The organism is Streptomyces sp. 4F14 (genome assembly GCF_048159485.1).
Taxonomy (GTDB): domain Bacteria; phylum Actinomycetota; class Actinomycetes; order Streptomycetales; family Streptomycetaceae; genus Streptomyces.
In genome coordinates, this window is the sequence record NZ_JBLRVY010000026.1 from 107887 (window position 1) to 119877 (window position 11991).

General features: G+C 71.7%; 10 protein-coding genes. 9 read left to right on the forward strand and 1 reads right to left on the reverse strand.

Annotated features, from left to right (window positions below):
* Positions 1 to 4 precede the first annotated feature (4 nt).
* On the forward strand, positions 5 to 916 hold the full coding sequence (locus ACLZOT_RS35905) for a ribonuclease Z (protein WP_416973334.1): 912 nt from the start codon (positions 5 to 7) through the stop codon (positions 914 to 916).
* Between the two features lie 20 nt (positions 917 to 936).
* Positions 937 to 1926 carry an adenosine deaminase gene (locus tag ACLZOT_RS35910; protein ID WP_416973335.1) on the forward strand — a complete coding sequence of 330 codons (990 nt, stop codon included), beginning with the start codon at positions 937 to 939 and terminating at the stop codon, positions 1924 to 1926.
* Here ACLZOT_RS35910 and ACLZOT_RS35915 read toward each other — a convergent pair.
* Entirely contained in the window at positions 1923 to 2936 is a 1014-nt protein-coding gene (locus ACLZOT_RS35915; RefSeq protein ID WP_416973336.1) for a heme/hemin ABC transporter substrate-binding protein, read from the reverse strand. The two genes, ACLZOT_RS35910 and ACLZOT_RS35915, sit on opposite strands and share 4 nt — an antisense overlap.
* Positions 2937 to 3022: 86 nt before the next feature.
* On the opposite strand from ACLZOT_RS35915, the gene ACLZOT_RS35920 reads away from it, so the two are divergent.
* From ACLZOT_RS35920 to ACLZOT_RS35950, 7 genes are all read left to right on the forward strand, one after another.
* Positions 3023 to 3778 carry a hypothetical protein gene (locus ACLZOT_RS35920; protein ID WP_416973337.1) on the forward strand — a complete coding sequence of 252 codons (756 nt, stop codon included), beginning with the start codon at positions 3023 to 3025 and terminating at the stop codon, positions 3776 to 3778.
* Between the two features lie 53 nt (positions 3779 to 3831).
* Positions 3832 to 4740: an HtaA domain-containing protein gene (locus ACLZOT_RS35925; RefSeq protein WP_416973338.1), complete on the forward strand. Its 909-nt coding sequence runs from the start codon at positions 3832 to 3834 to the stop codon at positions 4738 to 4740.
* An 80-nt stretch (positions 4741 to 4820) separates the two neighbouring features.
* The gene (locus ACLZOT_RS35930) at positions 4821 to 5357 is read left to right on the forward strand and encodes a hypothetical protein (protein WP_416973339.1); all 537 of its coding nucleotides are present in this window, start codon (positions 4821 to 4823) and stop codon (positions 5355 to 5357) included.
* Positions 5358 to 5460: 103 nt separating this feature from the next.
* Complete coding sequence (locus ACLZOT_RS35935; RefSeq protein WP_416973340.1) at positions 5461 to 8067, forward strand: immunoglobulin I-set domain protein; 2607 nt, start codon at positions 5461 to 5463, stop codon at positions 8065 to 8067.
* A gap of 65 nt (positions 8068 to 8132) precedes the next feature.
* The gene (locus ACLZOT_RS35940; RefSeq protein ID WP_416973341.1) at positions 8133 to 9422 is read left to right on the forward strand and encodes a glucarate dehydratase family protein; all 1290 of its coding nucleotides are present in this window, start codon (positions 8133 to 8135) and stop codon (positions 9420 to 9422) included.
* Positions 9423 to 9586: 164 nt separating this feature from the next.
* Positions 9587 to 10729 carry a carbohydrate kinase family protein gene (locus ACLZOT_RS35945; RefSeq protein WP_416973342.1) on the forward strand — a complete coding sequence of 381 codons (1143 nt, stop codon included), beginning with the start codon at positions 9587 to 9589 and terminating at the stop codon, positions 10727 to 10729.
* 197 nt (positions 10730 to 10926) lie between these two features.
* Positions 10927 to 11985 carry a PhoH family protein gene (locus ACLZOT_RS35950; protein ID WP_416973343.1) on the forward strand — a complete coding sequence of 353 codons (1059 nt, stop codon included), beginning with the start codon at positions 10927 to 10929 and terminating at the stop codon, positions 11983 to 11985.
* Positions 11986 to 11991 lie beyond the last annotated feature (6 nt).

Here is an 11991-nt window from a genome sequence, read left to right on the forward strand (position 1 = left end):
GCTTGTGTCCGTACGTGAGTTGACGGTGCTGGGGACGGCGAGCCAGGTGCCCACCCGGCACCGTAATCACAACGGGTATTTCCTCAGGTGGGACGCCGAGGGAATTCTCTTCGACCCCGGCGAGGGGACGCAGCGGCAGATGGTGCGGGCCGGAATCGCCGCGCACGATCTGAACCGGATATGCGTCACCCATTTCCACGGAGACCATTCACTGGGTCTCGCCGGGGTGATTCAGCGGATCAATCTGGACCAGGTCCCGCATCCGGTGATCGCGCATTATCCGCGTTCGGGCCAGCGCTTCTTCGACAGGCTGCGCTATTCGACCGCGTACCGCGAGACCGTCGGTGTCACGGAGGCCCCGGTCGCGGGCAGCGGCATGCTCACGCTGGCCGAGGGCCCCTCGTACACCCTGGAGGCGCACAAGCTCTCGCACCCCGTCGAGTCGTACGGCTACCGCCTGGTCGAGCCGGACGGCCGCCGTATGCTGCCCGACCGCCTCGCGGCGCACGGCATTAAGGGCCCGGACGTCGGCCGGATCCAGCGGGACGGCGTTCTGGACGGTGTCTCGCTGGACGACGTGAGCGAGCTGCACCGCGGCCAGCGGTTCGCGTTCGTGATGGACACCCGCCTGTGCGAGGGCGTGCACGCGCTCGCGGAGGGCTGCGACATGCTGGTCATCGAGTCGACGTTCCTCGACGAGGACGCCCGACTCGCCGAGGACCACGGTCACTTGACGGCGGGGCAGGCGGCGTCGGCCGCGCGGGACGCCGGAGTGCGGCACCTGGTCCTCACCCACTTCAGCCAGCGCTACCCGGAGCCGGAGGAGTTCGAGCGCCAGGCGAGGGCCGCGGGGTTCGAGGGCGAGCTGACGGTCGCCCGGGACCTCATGCGAGTGCCGGTTCCGAAACGTCGGTGAAACCGCCGTACGATGCTCGGATGCCCATCCCCAAAGCTGAACTGCACCTGCACATCGAAGGCACCCTGGAGCCGGAGCTCGCTTTCGCTCTCGCCGAGCGCAACGGTGTGACGCTGCCCCACGCGGACACCGAGGCGCTGCGGCGGGCGTACGACTTCGAGGACCTCCAGTCGTTCCTGGACCTGTACTACGCGCTGATGGCGGTCCTGCGCACGGAACAGGACTTCGCGGACCTCGCGGACGCCTACCTCGCACGGGCCGCCGCGCAGGGCGTGCGGCACGCGGAGATCTTCTTCGACCCGCAGGCGCACCTCGCGCGCGGCGTGGAGATGGGCACGGTCGTCGAGGGGCTGTGGCGGGCGCTCGGCGAGAGCGAGGCACGGCACGGCGTCTCCACCCGGCTGATCATGTGCTTCCTGCGCGACGAGTCCGCCGAGTCCGCGATGGAGACCCTGGAGGCCGCGAAGCCGTACCTCCACCGTATGACGGGTATCGGTCTCGACTCCGCCGAGGTCGGGCACCCGCCGGCGAAGTTCCGCGAGGTGTACGAGGCGGCTGCCTCTCTGGGACTACGCCGGGTGGCGCACGCGGGGGAGGAGGGGCCGGCCGCGTACATCACGGAGGCCCTCGACGTCCTCGGCGTGGAGCGGATCGACCACGGGCTGCGCTGCATGGAGGACCCGGCCCTGGTGGAGCGGCTGGTGCGCGACCGGGTCCCGCTGACCCTGTGCCCGCTGTCCAACGTACGGCTGCGGGCGGTCGACACCCTCGCCGACCACCCGCTGCCCGCGATGCTCGACGCCGGGCTGCTGTGCACGGTCAACTCCGACGACCCCGCGTACTTCGGGGGCTACGCGGGCGACAACTTCGACGCGATCTCGCTCCGACTCGGGCTGAGGCAGGAGCAGTTGCGCGAGCTGGCCCGCAACTCCTTCGTCGCGTCCTTCCTGGAGGACGACGAGGAGCGGCGGGCCCGGTACCTCGCGGAAGTCGAGGCGTACGTCTTCTAGTTGTGGTGGATCCTGTCCACCAGGATGTCGATGACGAGCGGTGTGCGCGGGCCGAAGCTCAGCAGGACTCCGTCCTCCATGTCGACGACCCGCTTGTTCATCCCGGCCGGGGTCTGGGCGATGCCGGGGACCTGGAGCAGGCCGTTCAGGCCGCCGACCGAGTCGAGCCCCTTGGTCATCATGAGGATGACGTCGGGGCTCGACTGTGCGAGCGCCTCGGTGGTGATCGGCGTGAACGGACGCGTGAACCCGGCGGCCACGCCCGCGTCCTGGGCCCCGGCGGCCTCCAGCAGGGAGTCCGCGCCCGACTCCTTGCCGCCGATCAGGTACACGGCCGCGCTGCCCCGCATGTAGAGGAACGCGACCTTCGGCCTGCTGCCCTCCGGAACCCCCGCCCGCGCCTGCGAAAGCTCCTTCTCCATCCGTGAGTTGAGCGCCTTCCCGGCGTCGGGCACGCCGAGTGCCGACGCGATCCGGGTCGTTCGGGTCGTCACGTCGGCGAGTTTCGTCGCCGGGTCCAGGACGACGACGGGGACCCCGGCCTCCCGGATCTGGTCGATCGCCTCCTTGGGCCCGGTGTCGGTGTCGGCGAGCACGACCGTCGGCCGCAGCGACAGCACGCTCTCCGCGCTCACGTCGTGCGCCTTGGTGACCTGCGGAAGCTTCCTCGCCTCCGCGAACGTCGCCGTGATGTCCCGCCCGACGACGTTCTTCCCGAGCCCGAGCGTGAACACGATCTCCGCGACCCCGCCGTTCAGCGGCAGGATCCGCGAGGCGTCCGTGACGGTCACCTTCCGGCCGTCCGAGGAGTCGACCGTGACCGGCAACTCCGGTGCGGGGGCGGGCCCTTCGAGGGGTACGACGGTGTTCTCCGCGAGCCGCTGGACCGCGGCCGCGGCCCGGGCGCTCGCGGTCTTCGGCGCGTTCTGCGCGTTGCTCCCGCCGCCCCCGCCGCAGGCCGCCGTCAGCAGCGCGAGGCCCGCCCCCAGGGCGGCCAGTCGTCTCCGCATGGTCTTTCCTCTCCGCGGTGCTTGGCAGTTCCTTGACGCTTAGTTTAGGTTAGGCTTTCCTTAGTTTCGCCTGGTGGGGGTGTTTCATGACCTCGGCAAGTGGCCTGCGTGGCCACGGAGTTGTGTGTTCTCTCGCGGCCGCCGCCCTGTTCGCGGCCGCTCCGACGGCATCCGCCGCGAGCGGTACGGCCTCGGGACCCGAGGGCCAGAAACTCACCGTGTCCAAGACGTCCGGCCTCGCCGCGGCGGGCGAGACGGTGACCGTCAGCGGCACCGGCTACAACACGGAGAAGGGCATCTACGTCGCCTTCTGCGTCGACAACGGCCCCGGCAGGACGCCCACGCCCTGCGTCGGCGGCGTCGACATGTCCGGCGAGTCCGGCGCGTCCGTCTGGGTCTCCTCCAACCCCCCTTCCTACGGTGAGGGGCTGGCGAAACCGTACGGCGGCAGCGCGCACCAGGGGACCTTCAGCGTCCAGCTCAAGGTGCGGGCGAAGGACGCGAACACCGACTGCACGGCGGCCGGGGTGACGTGCGCGGCCATCACGCGCAACGACCACACGCGGGGCGGCGACCAGAGCCAGACGGTGCGGATCCCGGTGGCGTTCGGGGGCGCCGACTCCGGTGCGACGGGCGGGAGTTCGCGTGCGCCCAGTGCCACGCCGTCGGCCTCCGCGACCGGCGGTTCCCCGGGGTCGGTGACCTCCTCGGCGCCCTCGGGGTCCATGGCCGGCACCGGGTCCGGGCTCGCGCTGCCGCTGGGGCTCGCCTCGGCGGGGCTGCTCGCTGCGGGGGGCGGGGCGTGGGCGTGGGCCCGCCGGCGCCGGGCCGCCGCCAACTGACGTCGCATCAACTTCCTTGCCCAGAACTTCATATCCCCGAGAGGGAACGGAACATGGCGAAGAGAACGGCCGTCGTCTCGCTGGCGACCGGCGCCCTGCTCGCACTCGGCAGCCCCGGCGCGCTCGCCGGTGAGACCGTCGAAGGGCGGGCCGACTGGTCCGCCGCCGACAGTGAACTCGCCGCCCGGGGCGTCACGTTCGGCGTGACGGAACCCGCCGTGGATGCCGGTGAGCTGTCCTTCCCGGCGGTCGGCGGGGACGTCGACGCCGAACGGGCCTCGGGGGAGGTGCGGTTGGGCGGCGCCGTGCGGCTCGACGGTGCCGAAGGGCAACAGCCCCTGGTGCTCGCCGGGTTGACACTGCGGCTCACCGGGAAAGCGGGCGCGCTCCAGGCGCGTACGGCTGTGGACGGGCGGGCCCGTGAGGTGACGTTCGCGGAGGTCGCCGCCGAGGGTACGGGTCCCGTCGTCCGGGAGGGCGCCGTGACCTGGGCCGGGCTGCGGGCCGAACTCTCCGAGGAGGGCGCCGAGTTGCTCTCTTCCTGGAGTGGGCGGGGGTTCGTGGCCGGAGACGGGCTCGGGGTGCTCGACGTGACGGTGGGCACCGGGGCTGTCGAAGAGCCTGTCGGGGCGCCGGCCGCGAGCCCCACGCCGTCGCCGCCGGGTGCCGAGGCGGCGGTGTCCGTACCGGCCGCCGTCTCCCTCGTTCACCCGACTCTCGCGGCCGGCGGCCAACAACGGCTCACCGGTGAGGGGTTCACGCCCGGCACGGTCCTGCTCGTCGCGATCGACGGGGACACGCGGTACCAGGCGGTGGCCGACGCCGACGGGCGGTTCGCGCAGGAGTTCCCGGTGTACGAGACCGCGGCCCAGGGTGCGCACACGGTCGAGGTGACCCCGGTGACCGGTGAACAGGCTGTGCTGGACGCCGAGTTCGAGGTGACCGGCTTTACCTCCCATTGACAAACAGCCGAAGATCGTACTTAGGTTAGCCTTACCTAAGTTCAAGCCATCCAGGCTGGAACCGACGAGAAGGGTCTCCCATGAGAGTCGCCTCCGCCCGCACCGCCGCCCGCGCCGGTCTCGCCGTCGCCGCCGCGTCCGCGCTCACCCTGGGCCTGGCCACCTCCGCCTCCGCCGCGACCGCCACCCGCACGGTCACCGACGGCGGCACCACCTACAACCTCTCCCTCACCTCGCCGGCCGGCGCCTCCGCCGCCGGCCAGGTCGTCACCGTCAGCGGCTCCGGCTACAACACCGGCCAGGGCATCTACGTCGGCCTGTGTGTCGTCGACGGCGCGGCCGGCGCGAACAAGCCGACCCCCTGCCTCGGCGGCCAGGACGAGTCCGGCTCCACCGGCGCCTCGCACTGGATCAACAACACCTTCGGCGGCCTCTTCGCCAACAGTTCCAAGTTCGGCACCGGCGGCACCTTCAGCGTGAACATCTTCGTCAAGGCCACGCTGGACGACGGCAGCGTCTGCGGCCAGGACGTCGAGTGCGCGGTCGTGACCCGCGCCGACCACTTCGACACGAACGACCGCAACTACGACGTCCACGTGCCGATCACCTTCCAGTAGTCCCGCACCAGTCCCGTACTGGTCCTGGTCTCCGAGGGGCGCCTGCTGCGGGGCGCCCCTCGGTACTACCCCCTCGGTACTACCCGGTCAGCGAGGAACCTCCATGACAGACGACACCCCCGCCCGGCGGCTGAGACGGCCCGCCGCGCTGCTCGGCGCGGTGACGCTCGTGGCCGCGGCGGCGACGGCCGTCACGGTGGGCGCGGACGCGCGGGCCGCCGACACCCCCCGTACCGCGTTCGGCAAGGACGGCCAGCGGCTCACCGTCTCCGCCTCGGCCGGACTGGCTCTTGAGGGGGAGACCCTGAGAGTGACCGGCGCCGGGTACGACGTCACCAAGGGCGTGTACGTCGCGCTCTGCAAGGACAACGGCGACAACCGCATCCCCACGCCCTGCCTCGGCGGCGCCGACCAGACCGGCGGCAGCGGCGCCTCCAAGTGGATCGTCCCCGCCGGCTCCACGGAGGCCCCCGCCGGGGTCGCCGAGAAGTGGGGCGCGGGCGGCACCTTCGACGTACAGCTCGGCATCAAGGCCAAGGACGGCGGCCTCGACTGCACCCAGGTCGCCTGCTCGGTCGTCACCCGCGTCGACCACAACGCGCCCGGTGATCGCTCCCAGGACGTACGCATCCCCGTCACCTTCCAGGGCCAGGACCCGGGCGGCGGCGAGGACGGCGGCGTGGACGTCCCCGCCGGGACCGTCTCCTACGCGCAGGCCGCCGAGTTCACCACCGCGGGCCGCCCGCTGGACCTCCTGGTCCACCCCGACTCCGGGAAGCTGTACGTCGGTTCGGACAACATCCCCGACACCTCCGACATCGCCGAACAGGGCCTCTACGCCCTCGACCCGGCCACCGGCAAGGTTCTCGGCCACACCGCCCAGGCACCCGGCGCGGGCGGCACGCTCGCCGCGCGCGTGGTCCGGCAGATCATCGCCCCACTGCCCGGCGACGGCGTCTCCTTCCACTTCCCGCTGCGCGGCCTCGCCACCGCCAAGGCCGGCGACGCGCGCGCCGAGGGCACCTGGCTGAACGGCGCCACCGTCACCGGCACCGGGCCCGCCACCGCGTCCACCGTCCTCGTCGCGCAGGGCGCCGCCCTCTCCGAGGTCGAGACCCTCACCGGCACGGTGAAGCGGACCATCTCCCTCGAAGGCGGCGCCCAGTTGGGCGTCGACGCGGCCAACGGCGTTGCCTGGTCGGTCGGTTCGGCCGACGGCAAGAAGGTGCTGCGGCGCGTCGACACGCGGTCCGCCGCCTTCGCGGTCACCGCCACCGCCGAACTCCCCGCCGGTTCCGTCTACTTCGTCGAGGCCGACCCGGCGAACGGCAACGTGTGGGTGGCCGTCGACGACAACGTCCTCGTCCTCGACAAGAACGGCGTCGCGCTCAAGACGCTCACCGCGAAGGACCGGCCGCTCGCCATGGCCTTCGACGAGACCTCCGGGCGCGCGTTCGTCCTGCGCGAGGACTACGGCACGGCGGCCGAGGGCGCCGACGGCGCCGGCTCGCTCCAGATCCTCGACAGCGCGACCTTCGGACAGGCCGCCGCGCCCCTCGCGTTGCCCGGCAGCATCGCGGGCACGGTCTACGCGGGCGTCGCGGTCACCCCCGGCGCGACCTCCGTCTACCTCACCAAGTACGCGGAGAGCAAGGTCGTCAAGGTGGACCTGCGGGTGTCCCCCGAGGTCACCCAGACCCCCACCGACCAGACCGTCACCGCCGGCGACAAGGTCACCTTCGTCGCCGCCGCCGAGGGCGTCCCGGCACCGGCCCAGAAGTGGGAGGTCAGCCCCGACGACGGCCAGACCTGGACGACCGTCGCGGGCGCCACCTCCCAGACGTACGGCTTCACCGCGCGGGCCGCCCAGGACGGCTACCGCTACCGGGTCGTCTTCTCCAACGCGGGTGGTACGACGCGGAGTTCGGAGTTCACGCTGACGGTGAAGGAAGCCGCCGGCACGAACGCGGGCGGTACCACCACCGGCGGCGGTGAGACGCCCGGCGGGACCACGCCGTCCGGGACCCGGACCGTCACCGGCGCCGAGGGGCAGAAGCTGACCGTCACGCCGGTCAACAACCTCGCCGTCGAGCAGCAGACCGTCAAGGTCACCGGGGCCGGGTACGACGAGGCCAAGGGCATCTACGTCGCCCTCTGCGTCGACAACGGCGCCGGGCAGTTGCCGACACCGTGCATCGGGGGCGTCGACATGACCGGCGCGTCGCACTCCTCGGCGTGGATCTCCTCCAACCCGCCCGACTACGGCAAGGAGTTGGCGAAGCCGTACGGGAACGGGGGGACCTTCTCCGTCGAGCTGAGCCTCGACGCCAAGGACGAGTACACCGACTGCTTCAAGGTGACGTGCGTGCTGGCGACCCGGGCGGACCACACGCTGTCCGGGGACCGGTCGCAGGACGTCAAGGTGCCGGTGAGCTTCGTGGGGCAGAAGCCGGTGGAGACGGATCCGGGGACGGGGACCACCGGGGGTATTACGGGGGGCGACTCAGGTACTACGGGTACTACGGGGTCTACGGGTACTACGGGGTCCACGGACGGGACGTCGTCCTCCGGGGGGTCCCTCGGAGGTACTACGACCGCAGGGGGAAGCCTCGCCTCCACCGGGGTGACCGTCGGCGCGGTCGCGGGGATCGCGGCGCTGCTGGCGGCGGCCGGGGTGTACGCGATACGGCGGGCCCGTGCGCTCCATTGACGGGCCTGGTTCACGTATCTAACCTCTGTTTCCGTACATGGATGCGCTGAGAGGGAGATGACCAGGTGGACCTGACGATCACCGACGTACGCCTCACGCCGATCCTGGTCGCGGACCCGCCGCTGCTGAACACACAGGGCGTGCACCAGCCGTACACCCCCCGGCTGATCATCGAGATCGTCACCGCCGACGGGGTCACCGGGCTCGGTGAGACCTACGGGGACACCAAGTACCTGGAGCTGGCGCGGCCGTTCGCCGAGCGGCTCGTCGGCAGGTCCGTCGCCGACCACAACGGGCTGTTCACGGTCATGAACGGGGTGGACGTCGACCGTGCGCGGGTCGTCGACCAGGTCGACGTCGGCGGGCTGCGGGGCGTGCAGACCGCCGGCAAACTGCGGCTGTCCGTCGTCTCCGGCTTCGAGGTCGCCTGCCTCGACGCGCTCGGCAAGGCCCTCGGGCTGCCCGTGCACGCGCTGCTCGGCGGGAAGGTGCGCGACGCCGTCGAGTACAGCGCGTACCTGTTCTACAAGTGGGCCGAGCACCCCGCCGGCGTCGCGGCCGAGCGCGACGACTGGGGGGCCGCCCTCGATCCCGCCGGGGTCGTCGAACAGGCGCGGAAGTTCACCGAGCGGTACGGATTCACGTCGTTCAAGCTCAAGGGCGGGGTGTTCGCGCCCGAGAAGGAGATCGCCGCGGTCCGCGCGCTCGCCGAGGCGTTCCCCGGGCACCCGCTGCGGCTCGACCCCAACGGGGCCTGGTCCGTCGAGACGTCCCTCACCGTCGCCAAGGAACTCGGGGACGTCCTGGAGTACCTGGAGGACCCCGCGCTCGGCACCGACGCGATGGCCGAGGTCGCCGCGCGGACGGGGGTGCCGCTCGCGACCAACATGTGCGTCACGACTTTCGCCGAGATCCCCGACGCGTTCACCCGGGGCGCCGTCCACGTCGTCCTCTCCGACCACCACTACTGGGGCGGGCTGCGCAACACCCAGCAGCTCGCCGCGATCTGCCGGACCTTCGGCGTCGGCATCTCCATGCACTCCAACACCCACCTCGGCATCTCCCTCGCCGCGATGACCCACGTCGCGTCCACGGTCCCGGACCTCCACCACGCCTGCGACTCCCACTACCCCTGGCAGTCCGAGGACGTCCTCACGGAACGCCTCACGTTCGAAGGCGGCAAGGTCGCCGTCTCCGACGGACCGGGCCTGGGTGTGGACCTCGACCGCGACAGGCTGGCCTTCCTCCACCAGCGCTGGCTGGACGACGACGGGACGCTGCGGGACCGGGACGACGCGGCCGCGATGCGGGTCGCCGAGCCGGGGTGGGAGACGCCCGCCGTGCCGCGGTGGTGAGGGGCGGGGCGCGCGCGTAGGAGGGGGTTCGGGCCTGTTGAGGGGCCTGTTGTCAGTGGGGTGGTGCACACTGGCCGGATCGGCACACTCGCGAGGACGCACCGCCGTGGGGGCGTTCACGGGACGCGGGCTGCCGGATCGGCACCACTCGCAGGGAGCGCACCGTGACCCCGTCCGACGCGTCGGCAGGAGAGACCGTACCGAGGAGCAGGACCCGTTGGGGCCGGCTGTGTTCGCTGGATCCGCTGGCCGCGGTGCGGGGCCCCGGTGATCCGGCGTGCGACGTGTACCTGACCGGGACGGTCTTCCTGGACATCATCTTCACGGGCCTGGAGTCCGCGCCCGTGCGCGGGACGGAGTCCTGGGCGCGCGGCATGGGCTCCAGCCCCGGCGGCGTGGCCAACATGGCGACCGCCCTGGCCCGCCTCAACCTGCGGACGTCCCTCGCGGCGGCCTTCGGCGACGACCACTACGGCGAGTACTGCTGGGACGCGCTGGAACAGGGCGAGGGCATCGACCTGACCCCCTCGCGCACGGTCCCCGGCTGGCACTCCCCGGTCACCGTCTCGATGGCGTACGAGGGCGAGCGCACGATGGTCTCCCACGGCCACGCGGCGCCCTCCGAGGAGCCCGCCCCCGAATGCCCCACGCCCGCGCGCGCGGCCGTCGCCTCGCTCACGCCGGGCAGGCGCGAGCCGTGGATCGCCCAGGCCGCGTCGAAGGGCACGAGGATCTTCGGCGACGTCGGGTGGGACGACACCGGCGCGTGGGACCTCGCGGGCCTCGCCGACCTGGAGCACTGCGAGGCGTTCCTCCCGAACGCGGAGGAGGCGATGCGGTACACGCGCACGGACTGCCCCCGCAAGGCCGCCCACGCCCTCACCGACCACGTACCGCTCGCGGTGGTCACGCTGGGCGCGCAGGGCGCGTACGCGGTCGACCGGCGCACCGGCGAGACCGCCGAGGTCCCCGCCATCGCCGTCGAGGCCCTCGACCCCACCGGCGCGGGCGACGTCTTCGTGGCCGGCTTTGTCACCGGCACCCTCGCCGGCTGGCCCCTCGCCGACCGCCTCGCCTTCGCGGGCCTCACCGCCGCCCTCTCCGTCCAGGAGTTCGGCGGCTCCCTCTCCGCCCCCGGCTGGTCCGAGATCGCCACGTGGTGGCGCACCGTGCAGTCCGTGGACACCCAGGACCCCGAGGCCCTGCGCCGGTACGCCTTCCTCGCGGGCCTTCTCCCCGACGGCGAGGCCCGTCCGTGGCCGTTGCGCAGGGCGGTACCGACGATCGGCTTCAGACGCTCGGCGTGAGGTGGGCGCGCGGGGACGACGACGGGGGACGGGGCGAGCCGGAAACCGACGTCCCCGCGCGCCCACCTCACCCCGTACGCCCGTACGAAAACTCCTACGGTGTTGTCAGTGGCAGGGCGTACTCTTGAAATCGCCAGGCCGCCCTTGTGGCAGGCGAGACGCGTTCGGGAGGACGTAGAGGCCCTACGGGCCGGACCATGACTCAGACACCCACAGCCAAGACCCCCGCGCAGGGGCAGGCGAGAGCCCAGTTCACGGTCCCCGCCCAGCACCCCATGGTGTCGTTGCTGGGATCAGGCGACTCCCTCCTGCGCGCGATCGAGAGGGCCTTCCCGGCGGCCGACATCCATGTCCGGGGCAATGAGATCAGCGCGGTCGGGGACGTGCGGGAAGTCGCCCTGATCCAGCGCCTGTTCGACGAGATGATGCTGGTGCTCCGCACCGGGCAGCCGATGACGGAGGACGCGGTGGAACGCTCGATCGCCATGCTGCGGGCGAGCGAGAACGGGACGAGCGACGGCCAGGAGACCCCGGCCGAGGTGCTCACACAGAACATCCTGTCCTCGCGGGGCCGCACGATCCGCCCCAAGACCCTCAACCAGAAGCGCTACGTCGACGCGATCGACAAGCACACGATCGTCTTCGGCATCGGCCCCGCCGGCACCGGCAAGACGTACCTCGCCATGGCGAAGGCCGTCCAGGCACTCCAGTCCAAGCAGGTCAACCGCATCATCCTGACCCGCCCGGCGGTCGAGGCGGGCGAACGCCTCGGATTCCTCCCGGGCACCCTCTACGAGAAGATCGACCCCTACCTGCGCCCCCTGTACGACGCCCTCCACGACATGCTGGACCCCGACTCGATCCCGCGCCTGATGGCAGCGGGGACGATCGAGGTGGCGCCGCTGGCGTATATGCGGGGAAGGACGCTCAATGACGCCTTCATCATCCTCGACGAGGCCCAGAACACCTCGCCCGAGCAGATGAAGATGTTCCTGACGCGGCTCGGGTTCGACTCGAAGATCGTCATCACCGGTGACGTGACGCAGGTGGACCTGCCGAGCGGTACGAAGAGCGGGCTGCGGCAGGTGCAGGACATCCTGGAGGGGGTCGACGACGTGCACTTCGCGCGGTTGTCGTCGCAGGATGTCGTCCGGCACAAGCTGGTGGGCCGTATCGTCGACGCGTACGAGAAGTACGACAGCGAGAACGGTACGGAGAACGGCGGCCACAAGGGCGGCCGGCCCAAGCGGAAGTAGCGAAAC